Source organism: Achromobacter sp. DH1f, assembly GCF_000633435.1.
GTDB classification, from domain to species: Bacteria; Pseudomonadota; Gammaproteobacteria; order Burkholderiales; family Burkholderiaceae_B; genus Achromobacter; species Achromobacter deleyi.
The window spans coordinates 1-23,007 of the sequence record NZ_AYMF01000028.1 but is presented as its reverse complement, the minus strand read 5'-3'; the positions used below and the strand labels follow the sequence as shown (position 1 = coordinate 23,007).

Sequence of the window (23,007 nt, the reverse complement as noted above, 5' to 3'; positions counted from 1 at the left end):
AAAGACAAATGTAGCAAAGCCCGCACGGCTGGGCACCCCCGGCCACCAGGAAAAGCCCGGGAGATGGCCGGTCGCGCTGGCGTGGTGCAGCGCCGGACCACCTTCGGTGCCTCGCCCCTGACGGGCCTCCATCGTCCCCTAGTTCCTCTCAGCTAACGCCTCCGACCCGAGTTACAGGTTCGGGCGACACGGAGGCTAACCGGGGCGGGGCCCTCGATGGGCTTGCCGTCAACCACTGGAACGCCGACAAGACGCACATCGTCCTACGCAAACGCGACGACACCGGCGAAGACCTCATCCTCGCGAGCGACCACATCGCTCTTGGCTTCCGCCATCGCGCCGCCGAGCAAGCGACTGAAGGGCCGGAGTTGCGCACCGAGCTGGCACTCCAGCAGACCTTGCGGCGCGAGGTGGTGCCGGCGCGGTGGACATCTCATGCTCGCCGGCGGAAATATGGGATGGTCGACGACGGTGAAGGGTTCAGCCCAATGTGACTGCGATCTAGCCCCGGGGGCGCTCGTACACAGCCGCCGGCGCCGGGGGAATGAGTTCGTTCTCGCTCTGAATTTCCACCGCAGACCTGGTGGCGAGACACTCGATTAGGGCGGTGGCGCTCGGAGTGGGCCTGGCGCGCTCATCCACCAATTTGACGATCGCCACGTCCTCGAGTCGGATCCAGGCGGCTTCATCCAGACCCTGGTTTTCCGGTCTACTGCGCTCCAGCTGCAGCCACTTCATCACCGCTCGAGCCTCACCCTCCGTCCACCTGGCGCCCGACCTGGCTGGCCCGATCACGCCCTGATCGCTCACGGCCGCGACTATCCAGTCGATCTGGGCGCAACTCAGCTCGGCCGCGGGATCGACCATGATCAAGGGTCGGTGCAGGACGGCGATCGGCGCCAGGCGCGGCCACGCCTGGCGAGCGTCGTACCAAGCCTGCTCACGCTCGTGGTAGATCTGCGCTCTCAGGGATAGCCAGTCTCTGGGGGTGGTGAACACCAAGACGTCGGCGCCGGCCTCGCGCGCGGCCTGAGCCAACTCGAGGCGGCTCTGCTCCACTGGGGACGCTTCTCCCAGGACTTCCCCTGAAGCGTCATCGACCAGGACGTTTCCGACCTTGGTGGTGCCCGCAGGCAGACCGAAGTCGTCAATGGAACGCCCAACCCAGCCTGGATCCGCCACCAGGGCGAATCGGCCCAAGGCGGCCCCTTCCGGATGCGAAGCCGCCCCTGGCGCGACAAACCGAAGACGGTCCGCGGCCAGGTTGGCCAGCACCTCGTTACCGGCCTCGTCCCAGGACGCCGACACCAGGGCGCGGCCGCCCCCAAAGTCGATTTCGACCGCGGTGGCGCGCACGTCCGGGCCCGATCGCACAGAGGCCCATTCGCTGGGCGAGAACGAGGACCCGAGCGGGATGTCCTCAGGCTCACCCTGGTGGAAGCGCATGGTCGCTTCGGGAGCGAAGTCGGCAGGATCGGCCTTGGGCAGCCCGCCCCGACGATCTCCCCCCGAATCCACCTCTTCATCCGGGCCGCCGTACCAAGCGGGCGGCTCATCGTCGAAAGTGTGCGTTGCTGGGGCGTCATCCAGCCATGGGGGCGGCTCTGCAGGCGGCGGGGCGTCCATGATCGGCTCCCGTTGAACTACAGCCTGCGACGCCGGCGCGACAGCTACCGGCCGCGGGCGCGGCTGCGGCGACTGCTGATGCGGCGCTGCGGCGCCAGGCCGCGCCGGTGCAGCTGGGGCAGGCGGCCGCTGTGGGCGTTGCGGCGCCGGGTGCGCCGCGGGGGGCGACGCGGCAACACGTGGCGCTGGGTCTGTCTCCGGTCCGACTAGGCCGGCGCCAGGGATGTTGAAGCGGATCACCATTTTTACGCTCCCAAGGAAGTTGAACGCCCGGCGACCTTAATTACCCGCGCTCGCGCGGGCGCTCGATCTGTTGGGGCGGCGGGGGCGCGTCGTCGGCGAAGAAGCCTTCGTCAGCAGGCGGCAGCGCCGGCGCTTCGGGAACCTGCGCGGACGAATCGACCTCCGGCGCCTGGGTCAGCTTCTGTTGCTCGACGGGGATCTGCGCTGCAGCTTCCATCTCAACAGCCTGGGGGGCGTACGGCGCGCCGACGCTCTCCAACTGAAACGCCGACGGATGGCCCACAGAGAACACCAGGTCGCGCATGGCGCGGTCTTGCGCGACCAGATCCGCGTATGCCTGCGCCAATTCCACCGAAGGCGCGAATACACGCATCAGCAGAGTTCCGTCTGCCCGATCTTGCGTCGCATCGACCGGATTGCTCGCGGCGCGCGCCTCGAGCGAACCAAAGGCGGCGTCTTCGGGGCACGGCGCGATGTCGCCCCCGCGGGAAAGCGTGACGCCGGCGTGCATCTTGCCGAAGGGCTGCTCCTGCAGCGTCCAATCCGGGTCAACTTCGTCATCTTCCCCGGTCGGCAGCGAGGTGGGAATGGTCGTACGCCACTTGACCAGCAGCCCCTTGGCCTGCATCGGGCTGATGAAGGCCTGCGTCGCCCCTGTTTCCGCCACAATCGCATCCATCGCCTGGCGCGCCAGCGCTTCGTCGTTGTTCAGCATCTGCGCCATGGCGCTGTTCGCCTGGCTGGGGCCTCGCAGGCTGTTGTACAGGTCGGCCCAGCGTGCCTTCAGCGTTGCGGCCAGGTTGGCCTTGACCACCGGCAGCAGATGCCGGGGCAGATCCAGAACGATCACGCCCCCGGGCTCGGAGTAGCGCAGCTCTGCCGGGAGAAACCGCTCGTCCGCGCGCCGCAGGGCGGGATCAATGACGAAGCAGCCATCCTGATAGGACCCGTACGCGCCTTTCAGAATGTTGGAGAGCTGCGTGCTACCCGGGCCGTGGACGGCCTCGATGACCGCCAGTTGCACGAGCGATTCGGGTGCGGGGGCGCCGGAGGCGGGTTGGGTATCTGCAAGTTCGGGCACAGGCGGCTCCTAAGGTGAAATCGACCCGCATTGCGGGCCAGGTGAATTCGAATTCGACGGGGCGACTGGCGCCCCCCTCTGACGCTACGGACGATCGCTCATCGACATAGATCGGGTGTTGGTCTCGGTGGGTGCGAGCTGGCGGCGCAGACGCTCCTGATCCATCCAGGCAACCAGGCCAGGATTGGGGCGAACGCAGTGCTGGGCCCGGGAGAGCGCGACGTACAGCAGGTTGATTTCCTGCTCGTCATCGCTGTCGGCCTGGCCGGCCTGATATGCAGCCAGCGCACGGTAGAAAAAGCTGTCAAAGTCGTCGCACAGGACCACTTGGGGAAATTCGAGACCCTTTGCCCCATGGCCAGTGCCCAAGCCAATGCCCGCATCCTCAATGGTCTCGGCGATCTGGCCGTTGATCTTTTCGACGATCTCGGGCATTCGGTGACGGTATTGGTCAACGAGAGATTCCAGAATCCTCGCGTCAGGATCACCCGTGGTTTCCGCGTACTTGGACAGTTCCTTCCAGCTGTAGAAGCCGCGAAAGAACTCGTCCTGTACATCGTTCACCCGGCCTTCCCACAAGGCATAGGCATCCAGCAGCATATGCACGCGGTACTTGCCTACGCCCCCCACCCAATAGATGGGCGTGCGCTTGGACTCCGCGTGCGCGACCGCAATTTCGAACAGCTTGGAGTTGGTGCGAGCAAGATAGGTCGTGGGGACCGCCTCATTCCACGGCAGGTCCTGGCCACATCCAACCAAGCGAGCTGGCTCTTCCGGATTGAAACCATCCATCAGCAGGTTGACCTTGTCGGCCGTCTGCGGGCCGAAGCGCCACGTATTGGTCATTGTGTGCTCGGAAGCACCGCCCGGAAGATCGTTGAAGATGTTGTAGGCGCCACGGAACTTGTAGATCGACTGGTACGGGTCGCCAATGATCAAGAGCTTGGCGCCATAGTCCAGTTGTTGGAGTACCAGCGCCGCCATCAGCGGGTTGCCATCCTGGGCTTCCTCAAAGATCAGTCTGTCGTAGCCCAGGTTGGGCCGGCCCAGGATGAAACGCTTCAGGTAGGCGTCGTGAGGCAGCCGCGCACGCCCATTCAGGTCGCACATGTCTGCCCAGAGCAGATTGGCCTTTGCAGCACAATCCTCCAGCTTGGCCCGGGCCAGCCGAGGATCCTGCGCGAGCGCGCGCGCGCTGTGAAGGTCAACGCTCACGTGGGGGGATGTGTCGGCAAAGAACTCCTGGAACAGACGCGAGATGACCGCGGCATCCGTCCAGCTCGGCCGGGAACCGGTGAGCCCGTGCAGGTCATCGACGAGCACTCTGGCATTCCAGTACTTGAGCACCCGCGCCTTGGTCCGCGCATCCAGGCTTCGGTACGCGATCGCGTGGCCTGTTGAGCAATCCACGTGCCGCGGAAATCGCGGCCTGGCCTGCTTGGCATTCTCCCTGGCAAAGCAGATATATAGCGCCTTCTCGTGGGGTCTGGCGACGGTGAACGCAACCGACGTTGTGGTCTTGCCGCTGCCGGCCAGCGCCTTGACCACGACAACGTCGGCATCATCGTCGATGACCCCCTGCTGTTCGGGTGTCGGCGTGATGGCCGATTGCGCCGCCGGCGCGCGGCTCGACGGCGGCCGCAGCACAGGCGAACGGCCCGAACCAGTCCCTGCGCCAGGTTGACCGTAGCTGGGGGCGCGCGTCGCCGGCGCCGGGCGGGTTGAATTGAGATAGCTTGAACCTGCCGGCGGCGTCCCCGCAGCGATGGTCGAAGCCGCCCCCCGTGGTGACAAGGGAGCGGGCCTTGCCGCAGGCGAAGCCTGTTGAGCCTGCACCAGGCCAACGCCGGGCACCACAAAGCGAAAGCGCGGTTGAGCGGTCGTCGGGCTGTCCGATTCCGGGGACACCAACTCGTCTGCGCCGATATCCTGGGGTGCGTCACCGCCGCGCACGATGGCCATAGATTGAACTCCGCCCAATTATTTGTATGAATAGTAAGTTTAATTCATACCAATAAGGTCGAAAGACTGGACGCCCTTGATTCGACAGGGCCGCCCCGCGACCACCGCAGTGCAACGCCCTCGCAGCCGTCTCGGGGGGCGCCGCGGCAGACTCCCATTCGCCAGAGTCCGGTCGCCCGTTTCCGTCTGCCTCGGAACCTGTCCGAAAGTTTTAGGGGTGCGCCCCCAATCCGTAGGCTGGATCTCAGAACCAATTAATCAGGAGCCCGCAGCGTGATCACCTACACCTTCCATCAACTGGGTGAGAACCTGCCCAACCTGCAAGCTGAGAGCAATACCGAGTACGGCGCCGCACTCGCCATTCGCGATCGGATTGGCGGCGGCCAGGTGCACCGCTGCGGTAAAGGGCACGACGCCATCAGCAGTCACTGCGGGACGGGCCTTTCCCAAATCATGCTCATGACCGCAGGCGCCCCCACCTGAACAGGGCGGCTGCCGCCGCGCCCCCACGGACGGCGCCCGGCAGCCTCGCTAGCGTCGGGCGTTTGCCTTGAACCCAGCGGCTGGTCGGCGACGCGTGGTAAAGCCACCGGCCGGCACGGACTTCGAGCCCACGCCGGCCTGCCTTCGTGGAGCTTTCCCCCCGGGTGGCCCTGAACGCATCCGCTCCAGCGATCCTGGCAAGGCAATGCGATGCCGCCAAACAAGATCACCCGAACCAGCCGCATGGCCTCCAATGGCCGAAGGCCCCCGACCCAGCAACTAGGCCTGGCCTTGCACCATTTCAGCCAGGCCGCCCAGGGCCGTATGGTTGTCCCAACCTGTCGCACCAGGCAGGCGCGAGCTTTGGGCAGTGCCGTGAGGCGCGGTGAACACTGCCCACAGCGACTCACCCATCTCACCCCCAATGCCCAACGCCTCAGACAGAGCGGGCTTGCTCGCCGGTAGATGGGCAGCACTGAAGGCCCTGCAACCCGCTAAGAGAGCGCCGCCTGCCTCCACCCCTGGCCGCGGCTCCGGGTGATGCACCTTGATCGCCTCTATAGCCTAGAAGAAACCGGTATCGACGCTTTCACCATGGGCGGGGGGCGGCGGGGGCGCTTGCGGCGCCGGCGACTCCTGATGGCGCTGCTGCTCAGAAGGACGGTCCTTCGAGCGCACCACCCCTGGGCGAGCCTTGCCGATAGGACCGTAGTATGCGGAAGCCTTCCGGGGCGAATTCCCCATCTCAATCGCCGCGGCGTGCAACCCATCGCGCTTCTTGCGGTCTGCGCCGAACTGACCCCGCGCCATATAGAAGGTGAGCGTGATGCCCAGCTGCTGACACACGTCATAGCGCTTGCGGTCCATGGCCTCGTAGAACGCTCGATACCCACCAGGTTGCGCGTACGCGCGCGCCACATAGGCGAGAAACAGGTCGACCCACAGACGATCTTGGGGGTCGACCCTCACGATGCGCTCCCGCGGCAGTTCCGGGGCCGGCTCAGCCCCGACCATGGACGGAAGCGTCTGGAGTGCTTGCCGTCGCTTTGAATTTCGCACTTTGAGTTCCAGCGCCCCCGGCGAGACCCACTCCGCCCGCGGCCATTCATTCGGTCGCAATCCTGCCGCCTGAAACGCTCGCATGGCGACGGTCACGCACGAACTGGGATCGAGGCGACCGCCCTTGCGCGGGCGCGCCTGGAGCGCCAAACGCTGAGTGAGTAGCCGCAGATGAGCGGGCAACACGTGGCGCCTCTTGGTGGATGCCGCGGCGTAGAGGCGCTGCGTCGTGCCCGGACGCACCCCCTTGAATCCGTCCCGGGGCGAAAGCGCCTCCAGGCGTGCGTCCGCATCCAGGGCTTCCTGCGAGCCCTCCCGTGCGAAGTAGTCCCGTAGGGCCGCGCGCCTGATCATCCACGTCCCTGGGCGAATACTGGGGGCGTGATGCACCAACCAATCGACGAGCGCCTGGAAGTATCCGGGCCGGGCCGGCACATGTCCGGTGTGTGCCACCGCGCGTTGGATACGTACCAGTGCGCGCGCGTAGGTCTCGGTCGTAGACGTCATCAAGACGCGCGCGGCCGCGGGGGGCGGCTCCGCCTGGACGTCTGAATCGGGGGCGCTTGCGACCAGGGCGGGGGCGGACTGGGCGAGGGCATCGGCCGGCGAATGCGCCTCCAGGCCGGGGGCGCCATAGACGAGAACACCGAGGGGGCGCGGCTCCATCAAACCCCCTCCAGACTTGCGCAATAGCGACCAGGGCGCGCGGAGGGACCGACCAGGGCGAATCCGACCCCAGGAATGAAAGCGGCCCAGAGCGGGTCCTGCTGGTGCGCAGAGGCACCAATTCGAATCTGCCCAGGGGCGCGAGCGCACAGTTGAGTGGCGGCGTCTTGGACGGAAGCGTGGGGGGCGAATGCGTCGGAGGGAAGCCCTATGGGGGGCGTAGGCGACCGGAAGAATGCGATGGGGGTGCGAACGTCTTCGGGCGCGCGGTGCCGCTGGTAGGGCCGGAAACGGCCCTGGCGCGAATGCAGAGCCACCCGTATCCGACGAGGGGCGCGGGCGCAGTGGTCGGGTCCACCAGGCGCGCATTCCACGTGTGCGGAAGCACCAGACAGCGGGCGTACACGGCGCAAGCGCAGCGGAGCGGTCACGCAGAGGGCGGCGGCGCAGGGGGCGGGCGCGACCGTGTGCGGGGCCTGCTGGGGCGTATGCGCGTCTGGAAGCGGCTTGTAGGGGGCGCGGTGACGCACTGGGGCGGTCGCGCTTGGAACGCCCGCGTAGGGGACGAATGTAGCCCGTGAACGGCCTGCCAGGGGTGATTGCGAGCAGGAGCGGGCCAAAACAGGCGTGATTTCGAACGAGAGCGGATTCTTCCCCATTAGTGGGAAGGGAAATTTTCGGAGTAATGCGACGTGCGGCAAGAAATCACCTCGGAGATGGCCTTTTCAGCGGGTAGCCACCCGCCAGAAATTCGCGATTTCCGGCAATTATCGGCGCTTTGCGCAGCGCGCCCGGAGCAAATGGCACACGATTTTCGGATGTAAGTGTCACCTCTCAAGTTCAGTGAATTCCACATGGGGTCATAGAAATTCACCTCTTATTCCCTAACGCCATGATTTGGCAAATGAATCGTGCGAGAAGAAATTGCCGACCGTCGATTCGTTCCATGACGCAGCGCAATTTCCTGTTTTTGTTGGCCTTTTCCTAGATGGCAGTGAATGCCAGTGAAGGGCATTCAAACCGCTCCGCGAATCGCGCTGCCATTCAATGCCATTCACTGACGATCAGGGCGCCGCTACCCCAGGAGAACGGTCCTTACTGGCTTCCGCAGCACCAACGAGCTGACCGAATGCTCTCGCCTACCGATACCCCTTCGATCACCAGGCAGCTGGCCTTGTTCGAGCCACCACCACCAGCACGGACAGCCCCAGCCAGGCCCGCGGCGCCGAGTGCGACCTGGTTGCCGAGCGTGATCACTGCCGGCACCTTGGAACGGCTTATACTGTGTTTTTAGACAGGTGTTTTATGGGCGCCCTTCTCTGTTCCGTTGTCCGGACACATCGCCTTGGCGCACGGCTTGATGACTCCGAATGGGAGCCCCAAGACGCCAGGGGCGTGCGCATGTCCTCTACTCGTAGTCCGAGCCTGAACCGCGAGGTCGCCAGACCTGACCGCTCAGGACATGGCCAAGTTCGGCCGCTTTGAGCCTGCGCCCTTCCCGGATCTATTCGACCCTGTCCTACTGACGTTCCAGTCGCACCGCGGCATGATGGTGTGCGGCTTTGAAGACATCGACGGCCGCCGGTACTACCAGGGCTGGTGGTTGCAATGGAAGACAGGGGGCGCCGGCCTGCTCTGTTCGGTCGTAAGGACCCACCGGCTTGGCGAGAAATTGAGGGATACCGATTGGGGCGCGCCGGTCGTCGGCTCGGTCAGCATGAGCTCGGTGATGAACAAGAGCCTGAATCGGTTCGTCATGACCATGGCCATGACACGCCATGGGAAGTTCGGCAGCGTCGAGAACTCACCAATTCCAGCTCTCTACGAGCCAGAGCTGCTGACCTTCGATTCCGAAAGGGGCATGATGGTCTGCGGCTTCGAAGAAATCGCCAACTGTCGCCACTACCAGGGCTGGTGGTTTCAGTGGAAGCGCGACGACGCCGCTGGCGCCAACGCTACCGTCCCCTAGACCAGGCGCATCGCGACGGTCCTGCCCGCGCGGACAGCCCGGCGAGTTGCCCAGCTCGTCAGACTTGACTGCCCGACCGATTCAAGTGGATTTCCAAACCTGCCGCGCGAACGCCACCGCCGGCGGCCGCCGGCCAGCCAAAGAGAAACCTGCCATACCCCGCCTCGAGCGCGGCCAACTTGTGCTCCACTCGCCTGGCCTGCCATGGCGAGTCGGGCTGCCCGATCAAAGTCTGCTCCAAACGGCGCACCAGGCCTTCCCGCTGCCAGAGAAGCGGCGATGCCAGCACCAGGCAGAATTCCCGTTGACCGCTGCGCACCGCGCCATCCAGCACCTGCAGCGCCACTTGCTCCAAAGTGGCCATCAGCCTGCGCGTATCCGAGTAGGTGTTCAGGAGTCGAAAATTTCCCCTGCGCCGGCGACATAGCACGAGCAGGCGATGCTTCACCGCGCGTAGTAGCGTCGGCAAATCCGCACCTGAAAAATGCAACGACCAAAGGTGGGGTCCATCCCAGGCTTTGGTAATCAGGATCCTGCCAAGGCCTGCTCCAAACGTCTCCACCGTCCAGTTCAAGCGGCCGATGAAATAGAGAAGTACCCCACCATACAAACCGGTGATCAGTACAGCACCGACTATGTAGGTCAGGATGAGTGGCAATCTCTCGTCCCCAGCCATTTCATCAATAAGCAACGGCAGCAACGCAGCGGCGATCAGTAAGGTAAATCGATAATGCTTGGGGTGGGCGCGGAATGCACGTCGACCTTGAGCCATGTCCTTTAGGCACAGGCCGTGTGCTGCCCACCAGCCCCAGACGATCACGATCATCGAGGCGGCACAAAGGACCAAAGCAAAGGCCAGGGGCGGCCCCTGGTATAGGGCGATGAGCCAATCAGAAATCAGGGCGAGCATGGTGAGCTGTTGGGGAGGGATCCAATTGTGCGGGCGCCTAACGGGTCGGCTTCATCGAACCGACCGGCGAGAGCCTTGAAGCCGCAAAGCGCGTCGCGCAGCTGGCGAGGCAAACGCCCCTACCTCATACCCTATACGACTGCATAACGCACCGGCTTAAGGAAACTTCCTACAAAATCGACATGCAGGTAGCTCTTAGAATTGTCGATTGTGCATTCCACGTATTATTCAAACACCAGCAGGAACCACGCGAGCTATTCAGCCGGGACGTCGCCCAGCTCTAGAAGCTCTTCGCGGACCTTGTCCAATACGTCATTGGCTCCGGCCGGCGCCCCACCGCCATAAGCCAGCGCCAGCAATGTTACCGGGTGAATATCCAACACTTCGCAGATGTCTGATAACTTGCTAAGGGTCGGACTTTTCAAATCCCGTTCGAGTACGCTCATATACGTCCTGCTCGAGACGTCCGAGAAGTCTTCCTGGCTTAAGCCACGGGCTTTTCTCACCGTTCTCAATGCCGACGCAAGAGAGTGCTTTGCTGCCACTAATGGGTTCCCCTGTAAACCCGCATAGCAACGCATTGCGCTCTATAGAGCTACAAACTATAGTGTTCATTTCAAAATTTTACCGTTTGCGTCCTTTCTTGTAACTAGCAAGGCAATTCACCCCGGCAACCTCGTCATGACCTCTCGCTCTAACAATGCTCCGCTACCCTCGATCGCCCATTCGCTGACTTGGCCACCACCGGCCCGCAATGGCGCGCGCCACTTCACCAACCTCTCGCCGCTCCCCGCAAATGGCCCGGGTCAAACCGTCAACGGTTGGACGTCAGTACCAGAAGGCCTGGTGGATATGCTTGAGGATTTTGACAACGCGTTCATCGCTTCAGCAGCAGCCGCCGTCGACCCTCGAGAAAGACGTTTTTGGCATGAGCGAATGGAGCAGTTGCAAGCACTACGCCAGCGACTGGACGCAGCCAACCCGGCACGTAGCGTCCCTCTGGTACCTCGCTGATTCAAAATTTTCTCGCCTGAGATGGGCAGCGTAGTATCTGGATCTATCGCGATCCGGATCGTCGGCGATCGTCCGGGCCAAAGAGACAGGAGTGTGAGATGAAGAAATACAAAGCGCGCTGCAAAGAAAAAAATGAGCTTGCTGCCGCGGCCAATGGCCACAGCCACATCTATCCAGAAGCCGACTGCTTGATCAGCGGCGACACGGCGATCTTCAGCCGTCAGGGTAAGGAAATCTGGCGCTGCAGCGCAATTTACGCGCGCGCGCAGTTTGGACTATCCCCCGCTAGGGGAGACCAACCATGAGGTATATCGCCTGCCTGATCCTGGCGATGGGGGCGGCTCTGGCCGGCTGCTCGAAGGCAGATGACGCCCAGCAGTTCGTGCCCACGCAGGAAATGCAGTACAAGAAATAGCGCTGAATCCACCGCCCAACGCACACAGTCGAGCCGGAAATGCCATTCAGAACGTCCGATCAGATGCTGTGCCCCGATCCCATCACGTCATCCGGCATCATCGATGAGGCCAAGAGGCGGCCACCAGCAGACATGTCTGAATATCACGCCATCGTTGCCGGCCTCGCGTTAGCTGCAGGAGCGCCAGCGGATGTAGAAGTGTGCTATGACCGGGCCCGGAGCATCCTGCTGTACGCATGGCTCGACTACGACCTCTTCATCCCTGCTCAGACCCAGGCTCTCTCCGCGGTGGAACTTGCGCTCCACCATAGAGTCCATGGGAATGGCGGTCCAACGAGTTCGACCATGGGGAAATTGATCATTAAGGCGCGCGAAGACACAGTACTTCCGGCGCTGGGCAAGTCGGTGGAGGAGCGCAGGGGCGACCTGTACGAAAGACTGCTGGACATGCGCAACGGGCTCGCCCACGGCACGGCTGACCGGGTTCCCCCATCTCAAACCGTCGACGTCTTCCAGATCTGCTGCGCGGTGATCGCCGACCTATACCCGCAGTGCTAAACGGACCAGGCCGCAAGCCCCTTCGGCAACACGCCCCTACCCAGTTCTAACTGGCGCGCTTTCGCGGCTTACGCGAACGATGGCGAGCTGCTTCCAAGTCAGCCTTGGCCGTGGCATAGTCGGTCGGTGACAAGGGCTTTTCGCCATCGGGGTAAAACCACCCGAGGATGCAAGTGTCATCTCTCACCGCAATCTGAATGTGGGTGTCGAACCGAAATCCCGAATTGGCGGCGATCGGTTGCCCTTGAGGAAACGCCGCCCGCACAGCCTGGTATGGCAGCATCGGCACCTCGTCACGCACTTCGTGCAGATGCGTGAATACTGCGTTGTCCAGTTTCCGCAGCAGGATATCGGCGTCATCGTCATTCGCCCGGACGTTCTCCGGATGCTGCACACCCTTATGATCGAATAGCCTGATGAAAGCCGCGTGCGCTAAAGCAAACTCCTGCAGCCCCTCTTGCGTCGTCATATCCAACCAGTGCTGGACGCACAATACAACGCCGACAGACGCCGGCAATAGAATCGGTTCTTTCGTATAGAGCCTTTCAGGGTGCTCGTGTGAAGCCCGCGCAAACTTCAACGCACGAGCTGAATCACCCTCGAAGAAATATGCCCCCGGGCCAAGCCAGTCGTACTCGTTGCGGCTATGGCTCAAATGCGAAATGCGCCGCGAGACAAGATCGTCCCGAACCACCGCGTCACACCCGTGATACGCAACTACCAGGTGGCCCGCGCTCACTTGAACAATTTCGCGAGTTTTCCGGTCGGGGTCAGCACACCCGCCCGCTTCAAGGCCTTCACGCCTTTGTCAACACCGATCCAATACGGATTGGCGGCGTTGGCGCCCGCTTTGACCTTCATGAACACCCCGCTAGCGCTATTTTTCGCGACCGATCCTCGCCCCGTGCTCTGAGAGCGCGGAGTCGCCATTGTCGCCTTTTTGCTGAGGGGTGCTTGCTTAGCCATGCGCATATTTTTGCACAAACATCCGCGGATGTCCTCTCCGGCACCAGCCCCAGTTGCAGCCCATCAACACCTCTTCCTCGGGACAGTCAAGATACATCAGATTTGAGGCCTCAGAAAACTCTTGTTACCTTAGCCAATCCTACGCTGGGCGGCGTACACGCCGAGCGCTTCATCCAACACTTTGGCCACTATGGACCACCACCTCTTGAAAGCCCTCCAGGACTTGTGGGCAGCAGCGCCGCGATACAAGGGGGGCATATTGTCCACGCCCGAACTGGCGCGACTCATTGAAGCCTGCGGCCCGTACACAGAAGGCCCAGCTCATTATTTCGGGCAACAATTCGCCTTCTTCAACGCGCTACGCTCTCTTGGCCTTCCCTCCCAAGAGGACGGCGAACAAGCGTCGACGGATCTAGAAGACGTCGCCGCCCAATTGATCGACGCCTGCACGTGCACTCACCGCGTCCGCACACACTTTTGCCCTTTGGACTTGGCCGATGACTGGCCGGACCTTGCCTTCGGCAATGCGGTGGTGCGCACGTTCTCGCCTGAAGAACTCGCTCTGGAGTTAGACATGGCCAGGCTTACCGAATTTCATACCGGTGAAGGAGTGGACCTCGAACGTCTCTCTATGGTGAAGTGGTTGGTGGTCAAAGACCCGTATCCCATTCAAGGCTCGCCCGCTCGACGATCAGGTTCATTTATGGACCAGGTTCTTCCCAAGGATTGGGGAGCCGTCAAACCGCACGAAAATGGCTGGCCACAGGCGGTTGAAGATGCCGTCTTCTTCCTTTTGCTCGCCCCGTGGGAAGAATGGGTCGCCTTCCCCCAAGAGAACATTTTTGGCTTCCAAATTCCATGGGTCTACACGGTGGAATCGGACATTTTCGTGCCACCGCTCTCACCACCAATTCCGGACAGACTTAGCATCCACTGGCACCTCGAAGTCTATCCTGATGGCAGCGAGCACGAGGAGCAAAGTCCCACCAAGGCCCATCTGCATTTCAAGGTGCAGGGCAAAATCGCCCTTCTGAATTCCGACTACTGGCAGAATATAGAGAACGCCAAGAGCACTTCCCTCTTCGCCACCCCAGTCCAACACTTCCTTGTCCGCGCATTTCAAGCCAAGGGGATCGACGAACTCCTCGCGCACATCACAGCGATAGAGGCAGCCGTTGGTACCCAAGCTGACTACGGCAGACGCACCAAGTACAAAGAACTATCTGCAAGCCTGCGAGTCGCCGCTAGATTGGCCGGTCTGCTCGGCGACGACTGCGCGGCACACGAGTATGACTCGCTGTTTGACCTGAGGAGCAAATTTCTTCACGGAAGGGCTGGGATAGACACTGTCTCGAGCACGCAAAGAGTTGCCGCCCGCCGGCTTGCCAGACGAGCCGCATTTAAGCTGGCCGAGCGTGCTGCAAATCTCCCCACGAGCAGAGACGCGTTACTGGAACAGCTGCTAGAGTCGGGCGTCGATTTGGTACGCCGCACGCATCACGGCCCACCGCCGCCCATCAGTTCCGACCAGCGACTGGACAGCACATCGAAGAAGAGTGCAGGAGCGATCGAACCGTAGGCACCCACCGAAAAGCCATCGTTCACTTCGACCAGAACGGTGGCTCCGCTGGTCGCCAGTACCCCCACCTCACTACACCAAACGGGTCGAGCCTTGGAGTACCCCTGAAAGCGAAGATCCCCGATCTCGATCAGCGAATCGGCCACGAAGCCGGTAAACCGCTTCCAATTATCTGCAGGCTTGATGAACAACGGTCGCGGATGCACCAATGCCGAGGCCAGGCGCTCCTCGCGCCAGACTCGGCGCCCAAGCGCGAACCTAGCCGCGGCAGGATAGGGGTCGTCCACCGGCAAGGAAACACCTGCGTGCTGGAACGCCTCTCGCGTCCATGGCACACCGCCATAAGCCAGGGCAGCGTCCTGCAGCACCGCTCTGCTCAGGTCAGACCGACCAACAATTGCCACTTCATGGCCCCGGGCCAGCGCTTCCGTCCGCAGTATCTGTTCCCCGAAGCCGAGCCGACCCCTACCCTCCAACACGACCACGCCCATATCGCTACCTGGATCCCCCGTGGACTGCGCAGTAGCCCCCGGCCGCGCGCTGCGCCTTCCACGACTGAGGCGCCAGATGCCTGGCGCCCACAATGTACTGCCGGCAGGGCATACCTTTGGTTGTAGTGCCCGAGCAATAGACCGCGCCTTGGTCCCCTTGCCATAGCAGGTATTCCTCGCGCTCAAGCCCCATCAGCTCGGCAAACACACCCTGCTTATCCTGTGGCAGGCGTAGTGCCTGTTCTGCGGTCGCTACTCTCGTCGCCACGCCGCCGATGCCGGGCACCTGCACAGCAAATTCACACCCCGCATTTTGCAGAGACTTCAACAACGTCAACGCGTCCATGCACCACTCCGATCAGTTAAAAGGGTTATCAGCACGTGTAGCGAACAATTCACATTCTGCCAGAATGAATCGAATCCAACCGCAGCGGCTGATCAGTAATTGTCTAGGCAATATGCTCGCACACGCAACTCACTCGACAAAATATTTGACGGAGACGCCGCAATGGTTTTCAAGTCAGTCGACAACATGCTAAGCGCTGATCCCCGCAACAGCGGTACGGTCATCCATGATGCACAGGGATTGCGTCAGGCCGACATGGTTGGCCACCACGCCAAAATCGCCGAATTGACACTTAAAGGCTCGCCGCCAGGCGCTGTTCGTGCGTCCTTCGACCGCACTCGTAACATTCTTCTCTATTCCTGGTTCGACTATGAGTTGCTTCTGGTAGCGGAACTCCTCGCCTGCACCACATTCGAGCTCGCACTCAAGCATCGCCTCCGACAACTTGGGCAAGCTCCCAAAAAGCAAGGCACCCTCCGCGTTCTTATGGACAAAGGGCGCAGCATTGGGCTCTTGCCAAAGTTAGCCGCCGTACCAGGCGACGCAGCAGTGCCCGCGCCTCCAGACGCCTATGAAGCGATGCTGATCTTGCGAAACGACTTCGCTCATGGCACCGCAGACATCCATACGCCGGCCATGGCATTTCAGTTCATAAGATTCTGCACTGACGCAATAAATGCTTTATCCCCACCAAAGTAGGTAAAATTCGCATATAGAATTCTCCTCTTAAATATCCAGGATTTCGGAGAGACAGTGGACAAAATACGCGCGAACGATGACCTGCCGATGACCTTTGATGAAGTCAGAGTCATCCAAGCGCTGAGTTATCACCTCGCCGACCAGCTGCACCAGAACTTCAACCCAAAGATCACCGTGAATCTTAACGATCTGTTGAAAAATACGGCACATAGTGCCCTCGACGATCAGGATATACAGTGGTTAGCTGCCCTCTTGGGTAAGACGTGGCGCTTTTCGAAAAAAATCAAGGATGGGGCCCAAGTTGAATTTTTTCAACTCGCTACGCAGTACCGCCTGGTCGACAATGGCCACAGCCTTCATATTCAGCTTTCGCCAGCAGCGATTACTGTGCTTGGTGACCTAATTCAAAATGGCACATTCAGCCGTAGCAGTGACTAGAAAATGCTCACACCACAAGAACTGGGATCGGCTGAAGTAGCCGAGACACCTGACACGTCGCCATCAAAGAAGCTGCTACCTCCCGTGTTTTTGGCGTTTCAAGGGGGCGGTGCTAAGGGAATTGCGCACGTAGGTGGCCTCGCCGCAGTCAATGAACTCAAGCTCGAAATCAAGGGGGTGGCCGGCACCTCCGCTGGGGCGATCATCGCAGCCCTGATCGCTGCGGGATATTCGGCAAAGGAAATATTTGACATCGAGACCAAATCTCATCTGTTAAAAATTGTGGCCCCCGGCGAATACTCCAGGCCAATTGACCTATTCACCGACCGCGGTTGGAAAGCGATATCTAGGGTTATGGGGCACGCCCAGACACTGTCACGCTTTACATCGTGGTGTAAGAAGGAGCGCCCAAAGCAGCTGGTTTGGGGTTTAAAGCTCTTAGCCGCTGCGCTCGGTTCGATCACGCTCGGCGCACTGGTAGCTTGGCCGTTCCTCACCCTATTCTTACTAGCTGGGCTTGTCGTATTAGTTGCACTAGCGAAAGGGTATATTCAAAAAATCCACACGGGCCTAGCGCCCTTGGATGCCGTACGATCCGTTATTGACATCGCACTGGCAAAAAAAATCGGACTCAAAAAAAAGAATATAACCTTTGAAGACTTAAAGAAATCGGGCGCAACTTCTCTAAAGTTGATTGCCACCAACCTCAGCGATCAATCACTGCAGCTGTTTTCATTCGAAACCACACCGCATACCGCAGTCGCAGATGCAGTAGCCGCATCCATCCGCCTCCCCTTTATCTTTCAGCCGCTGGAAATAGAGATGCAAGGCCCGCAGGATACCAGCCCTAGTCGGCGTTCGTTCCTTGATGGAGGTTTGCTCTCAAACCTGCCGGTGTGGGCCTTTGATGAAGAGCGAGAACTAAATCCAAACGCCGCAACAATTGCATTCGGACTGAAGGCCTCACCTCAGAACGGGAGATACTGGCTGCACGCAGCTATGGACGCTGTTGTTGCCGGCCCGCCTCAAATTCACAGGCGCGGAGTCAAAAGGCTCATCTATGTCCAGCTTGAATGTTCTCTGGGAGTATTAGACTTTAACGCGTCATTTTCTCAATTTAGCGAAGAGATACAGGCTGCCCGAAAGAAAACAGTTAACCTCCTCAACGATGAACTGACCGAAATTCCACATCTGGTTAATCAGCAATTGGAAGCTTTACGCGACTACGTGGCACGAGGGATAGATATGCGACGTCGATTGTGGAAAATCCCCTCGCCTGGAGTATCGTTTCGCATTGCTCTGGCGGTGCAGCGCCCCGACGACAATTTGTCGATGACTATCGTCTACGCGGTGGGCCATCCTGCAGACGTGCTCGGGCTCCGCATATCGCTCGATCACCCCGTGGTAGGCGCCGCCTGGACACATCGTGACACCGCGGTCAGCTTTTTGACTGCTTTCCGCCTCGACACTCCGATGCCGTCGGCCCAAGAAGCAGACCGCGTCTTCAAGGACAGTCGCTGGATAGCGGCGGTGGCGGTAGCTCCAGTTGCGACTGGCTACACCCCAGGCGCACTCACATCGAACGCCGTCGTAGCCGTGATCGACTCCCCTGATGAATTGGGGACGCTTTTAGAGACGAACTCAGAACGCCTTGTTCAGTACGCCGGCATCCTAAGGGCACTTGCACTACAATCAATTGACAAAGCCGAATTCGGCAAGCTCGCAAGAAGGAGCGTCTCATGGCTGTAAGAATTTATGAGAAAGACGGTAGTGTCCGTACCGTAAACGAAACGCCAGCGCAGGCATCAAAGGCAGAGTCGGCTGTCAGGAAAAGCAGATTCCTCCGCGACCGCCGCATGGTAGAAGTGAACGCGGCGGTTGAGACTGCAGCGCAGCGCCTCAAAGAGGCGTTAGACAAGTCAGATCTCGCCAAGGCTCAGTACCAAAAAAGCAAGCTGACGTTCCAGCGTTAGGAACCGTCGGCTGCATGCGTTTCACAAATACGGCATTCAACATCCCGCACGATGTTGAATGCCGGATTGCGGCGAGTCTGCGCGCTACACACTGTCGAACACGGCAGGCAACCACTCACCGCATACCACCACTGCCCGAGACACAAGACGTCCCATCCCCGGCAGGTCGTCAAGATCGTCCGGGCCAGAGAATGTCAGCGCTCGCACCACGCCCCTGGTCCAAGCTGATTGATATCCGATCAACCGGTTCATGTTATTCACGCACGCCGAATTCGATCAGCTCAGATTCATCGCCATTGATAGCGCTCTGACCAGGCCTGCGTGCCCGGGCAGACGCCGGCCCCGCATACAATTGCCAGACAGGCGCGGTGCCCCCAACGCCTGCTCTTTGCCAACATAGGCCGCCGGAAGCATGCTCGGAGTGTTTGCTAGCAAGAACCGCGAAATAATCATCAGCAACAGCGAGATCGACGCTGCCATGGCGCATTTGCGCGCCATGCCGCACCGTTCACCGATGCCCCCTAGCTGGGACCGCCAGCGCTTCCTGAACCAGTTGCGGGCGGCTGTTGGCAGCCATCCCAAAGTCGACCACCACTACGCCGTTGCCCCTGGCGTGTACGCGATCCTCATGCCGTTCGGCTGCGACAGACTTGGCGCGGCCGATTCGGCTGACGATCGCCTGCAGGCTTGGCTGCTAATCCGCCCCATGCCTGATGGCACTGATCGCCTAACCACGTTGTAGCCGGACCGTCCAGCGCACGAACGTCAGGTCAACTCGATGCGTTGCTTGAGCAATGCCTCAGTCGGAAGGTTCACTTGAGGCCTCGCCGCTTTGCCGCGAACGACACCAGCCGGCCAGTATGTTGATCCAAGCGCCATCACGGCTTCACGGACACCGAATTCCTCGATCAAGCGTTGCCGAATCGAGGCCGGGATAAAACCAGCATCGGCCAATGCCGCCTGGACGTACTCCTCGAAATACGGGTGGTCCGGCCAGCGGTTGTCCGAGATCGCAGCGTCGAGCGAGCGGTCAAAGTGCGAAAGCAGAATTGCCAGGGCGCCCTCGCGTTGCTGAGCAGCATTCGCCGACCGCATCCACTCGTAACCTTGGCGTTTCAGCCGCTCGCGCTCGGCGTACTGGGCAGGCAGATAGTTGCGCACCAGGCTGACCTCTTCGTAGCGTTGGTGCTGCGCGCGGTGCAGCTGCTGGTCTTGCGCCTCTCCACCGTCAAATTCCAACCCACAAAGACGGCAGCGATGGACGGGCCCACGCTTGTCGACGCACGCGTCGACCACCGCCTCATAGCGCTGCTGCAACTCGTAGAAATGTCGAACACCGAACTCGGACGCCGCCAAGGCATCCATGCGCTGTGTGTGCGAAAGGTGGGGATAGGTCGTCTTGGCAGCCTTGGCGGCCTTCTTCAGACGGGCCAGAACGGCCCATGTGATTTCGATTGCAGTCATTGGTCTCTCGATCGAAAGACTCCTAGGGTCCGCTCAGTAGGAATCCGATCCAGATTCCAAGGGGGTACTGCAGAATGTGGTAGTGACTCAACTTTGCCATTGCGGACGGCCAGCACCTACCAGTGCATGCCCGAGAATTTACCACGATGTCTGGCCGGGCTCATCAGCAATGGCCTGCGCAGGCCGGCTCATGTTCAATCGGGTGTCTATCATGAACCTCAAGCCTCCCAACCGGCGACGCCCGCGGCGCCGGCCGGGCACCATCTATCGAACTCAGCTGCGCTCGATGGTAAGGAACGATCCTTCGATCAGGATTCCGGTCTTGCGCAGGAAATCGTCGCCCACCAGCATCGGGCGATACGCGAATCCCCTCAGGGTATCGGGATGGCTCGCGATCACACCACCGTGCCCATCCTTGCGGTTTTGCAGCACGGCGAAGCTGGTTGCCAGTGACACGTCGATCACCTCCAGAGAAGGCAGCGTGACCCAGGCGTGCAACCCAATCTCCCCGCCAGGATGGCCATTGGCGAGCTTCTCGGCGATAAACGCGTCATCGAACTGGAACAGTGGCGCGCCGGCGTCAGTGTCCACCCAGCCAATCGTGTAGTAGACCTCGCAGCCCAGCCACTCCTGAAGCACCGCCCGCAGGCGAATGTTGATGGCCATACACTGACAAACCAGGTCATCCACGGTCAAGTCGCCCAACGCACGGCGAATCACATAGGGAAACTCGGCCTGGCGCTGGCTCGTCAGATAGCGCTCTTCCCCCGGCGCCACCATCTCGGGAACCTTCAGCCCAAATCGTGCGGAACGGTCCAGAGCTTCTGTCCAGTCTGCAGCGTAGCTACGCGTACTCATTTCCAACCTTCCTCCATATCGTGCCCAGTTTGGGCGTCTACACTACCTGCGCACCAGGCTGGCCATGCCCGACCGGAACACGAAGTCTGGCCCGACCAGCATCGGCTTCAACACCACCTGGCCAGTGTCATCCGGATCCCCGGCGAGAACCCCGCCCTTCCCCTCCGTACCCAGCGTCACAGCAAGCGACGTCATGAAGACGTCGTCGAATTGACACCACTGCCGATTGGGTCCGAGTTGACATCTTTTCCGGAGGTGGGCAAATGTGAGGCAGAACAAGAAATACACCGCGATATCCCGCTTTCTCATCCGTTCGATTTCATCAAACCCAGACTAAGATCCGCTGGCATAGCGATTAATTGAGAGGGCTGAGACATGAGCAAGTTCATCACCAGTTGGTTTTATGCTTCCGTAGGCAAATACAAAAACGTGACTACCGAAGGCTTTTTTTGGAACAGGAAAGAAAGAGTCGAGGAAGTAGCTCAACCACGGACGGCGAACTATCAAGAGTTTGCAGACGAATTGGCCAAGATCTACAACCACTTCGATGCGGAAGGATACGATGTAGTGAACGTAGTGCCTCTGGCCATCGGTGCCAGTGAGCCAGTTCATGCACAGTTGTCCGGCGGTGCCAGAAACTATCTGGGCGATACGGGATTCTCCGTGACCCGCGGCGCAGTCGTCGTTGGAAAGCGCCGAGACGATCGAAAATGATCCGCAGGTAAGATCTTGCTGCCGAAGCGCCCAGAAGCGTAGCCGGAGCGGGCGGAACACCACTTCCGCCCATCATTTTCTCAAGCGCGGCAGTGCTCACTGTGGATCACAGGCCGCCGCGCAGCATCACCCCGTCCGCCATGCATCCCCGGGCATAATACGTTTCATGAACTCATCGAATAGCGGAACCGTGAACGCGGTATCGCCGTGCGTCGGGCTCCAGATCATGCCCTTTGCTATAAGGGTGCTGCGCACTGGGCCAAACGAAGCGACAGCGCGCCCTAGTTGCTGGGCGATGTCCCCCGAACGATGTGGCCCAGGGCCCAACTCTGCCATAGCGCGGAGGTACTTCTTTTCCGCTGGCGTCAGTCGATCGAAGCGAACGCGAAAGAAGCTCTCGTCCAATGCCGCTACAGCTTCCTTCGACGCTGTTCGGACGTCGTCGACGGTAATCGGACTCTCCACCGCGACGTCCCAGGCCGATTTCCCCCATTCCTGAAGAAAATACGGATATCCCTGCGTTTCGGCGGTGATCAGCGCGATCGCAGCGGGATCAACAGCAACATCTTCCTCCTTCGCGGGCAAGGTAATGGCAAGAGCCGCATCGCTTTCGCTTAACGCGCCGATTTCCGAAAAATTGAACAACCGCTCGGCATAAGACTTCGCCTCGCCCATTCGCCCACGCAGTTGAGGCAGACCAGCACCGACTACCGTGACCGGCAGCTTCTGCTGAGCGCAGCGATGGAGTGCGGAAATCAGCGCAGCTAACTGATCTTCTTCCACATATTGCAGTTCGTCGATGAACAGTACGGCCACCGTCCCAGCGGCTTGAGCGGCACGCCCAACCTGTTCGAGCAACGCTGAAAGGTCGCCCTCGAGATCGCCATTGTCGGCCAGCCCCGGCTCCGCGTCATAGTCGATACCGACCTCGATGTCGCCAAACGTGACCTTCAATTTACCCACAAAGCCGGCCAACGCGCGAAGCCCTCTGATGGCGTAGTCTTGGGCGGCCTCCACGCGGCTCAATCGGAGAAGCGCCAGGCGCAATTGAGGAGCGAGCAAGGCCGGCAGGGATTTCTTTTCCGGAGCCTCGATACGGACAGTGTGAAATCCGGCCGCCTCGGCGTCGTGCCGCATCTGATCCAGCAGCACAGTTTTCCCGACGCCACGCAAACCGATGAGGAGCACGCTTTTAGCCTGCTTTGCGAGACGTAGCCGCTCCAAGCAGATGCGTACCTCTTCGCGAATTTCATCCCGGCCTGCCAACTCGGGAGGTGGACTGCCAGCACCAGGCGCGAACGGATTGCGGATGGGATCCATATCTAGGGAAATTAGCTAAATTATCGTTCCAACATAATTTCACTAATTTCCCTATAAAGCAAGATGGATTCGGTGATCCTGAATACGCACCAAGCGTGCAGATAAAAGGGGACGCAACACCAATAACCATCGTCTCAGGTCTGACACGCCGATGACCCTAACCCAGTTTTTAG

General features: G+C 60.5%; 25 protein-coding genes. 11 read left to right on the top strand and 14 right to left on the bottom strand.

Going from position 1 to position 23,007, the window contains the following annotated elements; translation table 11 throughout:
* Nucleotides 1–501 precede the first annotated feature (501 nt).
* From U858_RS0123530 to U858_RS0123515, 3 genes are all read right to left on the bottom strand, one after another.
* A complete protein-coding gene (locus U858_RS0123530) occupies nucleotides 502–1,626 on the bottom strand; it encodes a hypothetical protein (protein WP_025139604.1) in 1,125 nt (374 codons plus the stop codon).
* 283 nt (nucleotides 1,627–1,909) lie between these two features.
* A complete protein-coding gene (locus tag U858_RS0123520; RefSeq protein WP_025139603.1) occupies nucleotides 1,910–2,950 on the bottom strand; it encodes a hypothetical protein in 1,041 nt (346 codons plus the stop codon).
* Between the two features lie 84 nt (nucleotides 2,951–3,034).
* Nucleotides 3,035–4,912, bottom strand: coding sequence for a UvrD-helicase domain-containing protein (locus tag U858_RS0123515; RefSeq protein WP_081821699.1), 1,878 nt, complete (start codon nucleotides 4,910–4,912; stop codon nucleotides 3,035–3,037).
* Nucleotides 4,913–5,185: 273 nt separating this feature from the next.
* On the opposite strand from U858_RS0123515, the gene U858_RS0123510 reads away from it, so the two are divergent.
* On the top strand, nucleotides 5,186–5,395 hold the full coding sequence (locus tag U858_RS0123510; protein WP_025139601.1) for a hypothetical protein: 210 nt from the start codon (nucleotides 5,186–5,188) through the stop codon (nucleotides 5,393–5,395).
* Nucleotides 5,396–5,959: 564 nt separating this feature from the next.
* On the opposite strand, the gene U858_RS0123505 is transcribed toward U858_RS0123510, so the two are convergent.
* The gene (locus U858_RS0123505) at nucleotides 5,960–7,120 is read right to left on the bottom strand and encodes a hypothetical protein (RefSeq protein WP_025139600.1); all 1,161 of its coding nucleotides are present in this window, start codon (nucleotides 7,118–7,120) and stop codon (nucleotides 5,960–5,962) included.
* Nucleotides 7,121–8,582: 1,462 nt separating this feature from the next.
* On the opposite strand from U858_RS0123505, the gene U858_RS36245 reads away from it, so the two are divergent.
* Entirely contained in the window at nucleotides 8,583–9,089 is a 507-nt protein-coding gene (locus U858_RS36245) for a hypothetical protein (protein ID WP_232786589.1), read from the top strand.
* Between the two features lie 58 nt (nucleotides 9,090–9,147).
* Here U858_RS36245 and U858_RS0123490 read toward each other — a convergent pair whose 3' ends face one another.
* Both U858_RS0123490 and U858_RS0123485 read right to left on the bottom strand, forming a co-directional pair.
* Nucleotides 9,148–9,999, bottom strand: coding sequence for a hypothetical protein (locus U858_RS0123490; RefSeq protein WP_025139599.1), 852 nt, complete (start codon nucleotides 9,997–9,999; stop codon nucleotides 9,148–9,150).
* Between the two features lie 254 nt (nucleotides 10,000–10,253).
* Nucleotides 10,254–10,544 (bottom strand): helix-turn-helix domain-containing protein, encoded by a 291-nt coding sequence (locus tag U858_RS0123485; RefSeq protein WP_025139598.1) that lies wholly within the window; start codon nucleotides 10,542–10,544, stop codon nucleotides 10,254–10,256.
* 567 nt (nucleotides 10,545–11,111) lie between these two features.
* Here U858_RS0123485 and U858_RS34980 point away from each other — a divergent pair.
* Complete coding sequence (locus tag U858_RS34980) at nucleotides 11,112–11,318, top strand: hypothetical protein (RefSeq protein WP_081821698.1); 207 nt, start codon at nucleotides 11,112–11,114, stop codon at nucleotides 11,316–11,318.
* A 149-nt stretch (nucleotides 11,319–11,467) separates the two neighbouring features.
* A complete protein-coding gene (locus U858_RS0123475) occupies nucleotides 11,468–11,986 on the top strand; it encodes a hypothetical protein (RefSeq protein ID WP_157838846.1) in 519 nt (172 codons plus the stop codon).
* 46 nt (nucleotides 11,987–12,032) lie between these two features.
* Here U858_RS0123475 and U858_RS0123470 read toward each other — a convergent pair whose 3' ends face one another.
* Together U858_RS0123470 and U858_RS0123465 are read right to left on the bottom strand one after the other, a co-directional pair.
* Nucleotides 12,033–12,725: a hypothetical protein gene (locus tag U858_RS0123470; protein ID WP_025139596.1), complete on the bottom strand. Its 693-nt coding sequence runs from the start codon at nucleotides 12,723–12,725 to the stop codon at nucleotides 12,033–12,035.
* A complete protein-coding gene (locus U858_RS0123465; RefSeq protein ID WP_157838845.1) occupies nucleotides 12,722–12,952 on the bottom strand; it encodes a hypothetical protein in 231 nt (76 codons plus the stop codon). Before U858_RS0123465 ends, U858_RS0123470 begins: the two co-directional genes overlap by 4 nt.
* Before the next feature lie 259 nt (nucleotides 12,953–13,211).
* Here U858_RS0123465 and U858_RS0123460 point away from each other — a divergent pair, with 259 nt between their 5' ends.
* Nucleotides 13,212–14,531 carry a hypothetical protein gene (locus tag U858_RS0123460; RefSeq protein ID WP_157838844.1) on the top strand — a complete coding sequence of 440 codons (1,320 nt, stop codon included), beginning with the start codon at nucleotides 13,212–13,214 and terminating at the stop codon, nucleotides 14,529–14,531.
* Here the strand turns inward: U858_RS0123460 and U858_RS35725 are convergent.
* Both U858_RS35725 and U858_RS0123450 read right to left on the bottom strand, forming a co-directional pair.
* Entirely contained in the window at nucleotides 14,450–14,899 is a 450-nt protein-coding gene (locus U858_RS35725) for an ATP-grasp domain-containing protein (RefSeq protein ID WP_232786588.1), read from the bottom strand. The two genes, U858_RS0123460 and U858_RS35725, sit on opposite strands and share 82 nt — an antisense overlap.
* A gap of 127 nt (nucleotides 14,900–15,026) precedes the next feature.
* Nucleotides 15,027–15,368: a hypothetical protein gene (locus U858_RS0123450; protein WP_025139592.1), complete on the bottom strand. Its 342-nt coding sequence runs from the start codon at nucleotides 15,366–15,368 to the stop codon at nucleotides 15,027–15,029.
* Nucleotides 15,369–15,530: 162 nt separating this feature from the next.
* Here U858_RS0123450 and U858_RS35720 point away from each other — a divergent pair, with 162 nt between their 5' ends.
* The 5 genes from U858_RS35720 to U858_RS0123425 all read left to right on the top strand — a co-directional run bounded on the left by U858_RS35720 (nucleotide 15,531) and on the right by U858_RS0123425 (nucleotide 19,220).
* Entirely contained in the window at nucleotides 15,531–16,067 is a 537-nt protein-coding gene (locus tag U858_RS35720) for a hypothetical protein (protein WP_157838843.1), read from the top strand.
* Nucleotides 16,068–16,121: 54 nt separating this feature from the next.
* Complete coding sequence (locus tag U858_RS0123440) at nucleotides 16,122–16,505, top strand: hypothetical protein (RefSeq protein ID WP_025139590.1); 384 nt, start codon at nucleotides 16,122–16,124, stop codon at nucleotides 16,503–16,505.
* Nucleotides 16,506–16,508: 3 nt separating this feature from the next.
* On the top strand, nucleotides 16,509–18,254 hold the full coding sequence (locus U858_RS34975; RefSeq protein WP_081821697.1) for a patatin-like phospholipase family protein: 1,746 nt from the start codon (nucleotides 16,509–16,511) through the stop codon (nucleotides 18,252–18,254).
* Complete coding sequence (locus U858_RS35715; protein WP_157838842.1) at nucleotides 18,245–18,478, top strand: hypothetical protein; 234 nt, start codon at nucleotides 18,245–18,247, stop codon at nucleotides 18,476–18,478. The genes U858_RS34975 and U858_RS35715 overlap by 10 nt, the downstream gene beginning before the upstream one ends.
* Before the next feature lie 412 nt (nucleotides 18,479–18,890).
* The gene (locus U858_RS0123425; RefSeq protein ID WP_025139588.1) at nucleotides 18,891–19,220 is read left to right on the top strand and encodes a hypothetical protein; all 330 of its coding nucleotides are present in this window, start codon (nucleotides 18,891–18,893) and stop codon (nucleotides 19,218–19,220) included.
* A 23-nt stretch (nucleotides 19,221–19,243) separates the two neighbouring features.
* Here the strand turns inward: U858_RS0123425 and U858_RS0123420 are convergent, their stop codons facing one another.
* The 3 genes from U858_RS0123420 to U858_RS35710 all read right to left on the bottom strand — a co-directional run bounded on the left by U858_RS0123420 (nucleotide 19,244) and on the right by U858_RS35710 (nucleotide 20,995).
* Entirely contained in the window at nucleotides 19,244–19,942 is a 699-nt protein-coding gene (locus U858_RS0123420; RefSeq protein ID WP_025139587.1) for a hypothetical protein, read from the bottom strand.
* A gap of 273 nt (nucleotides 19,943–20,215) precedes the next feature.
* Complete coding sequence (locus tag U858_RS0123415) at nucleotides 20,216–20,800, bottom strand: hypothetical protein (RefSeq protein WP_025139586.1); 585 nt, start codon at nucleotides 20,798–20,800, stop codon at nucleotides 20,216–20,218.
* A 42-nt stretch (nucleotides 20,801–20,842) separates the two neighbouring features.
* A complete protein-coding gene (locus U858_RS35710; RefSeq protein WP_157838841.1) occupies nucleotides 20,843–20,995 on the bottom strand; it encodes a hypothetical protein in 153 nt (50 codons plus the stop codon).
* A 180-nt stretch (nucleotides 20,996–21,175) separates the two neighbouring features.
* Here U858_RS35710 and U858_RS34970 point away from each other — a divergent pair, with 180 nt between their 5' ends.
* Nucleotides 21,176–21,514: a hypothetical protein gene (locus tag U858_RS34970; RefSeq protein ID WP_081821696.1), complete on the top strand. Its 339-nt coding sequence runs from the start codon at nucleotides 21,176–21,178 to the stop codon at nucleotides 21,512–21,514.
* A gap of 126 nt (nucleotides 21,515–21,640) precedes the next feature.
* Here the strand turns inward: U858_RS34970 and U858_RS0123405 are convergent, their stop codons facing one another.
* Nucleotides 21,641–22,834, bottom strand: a complete 1,194-nt coding sequence (locus tag U858_RS0123405; protein WP_025139584.1) for an ATP-binding protein — start codon at nucleotides 22,832–22,834, stop codon at nucleotides 21,641–21,643.
* Between the last annotated feature and the right edge of the window lie 173 nt (nucleotides 22,835–23,007).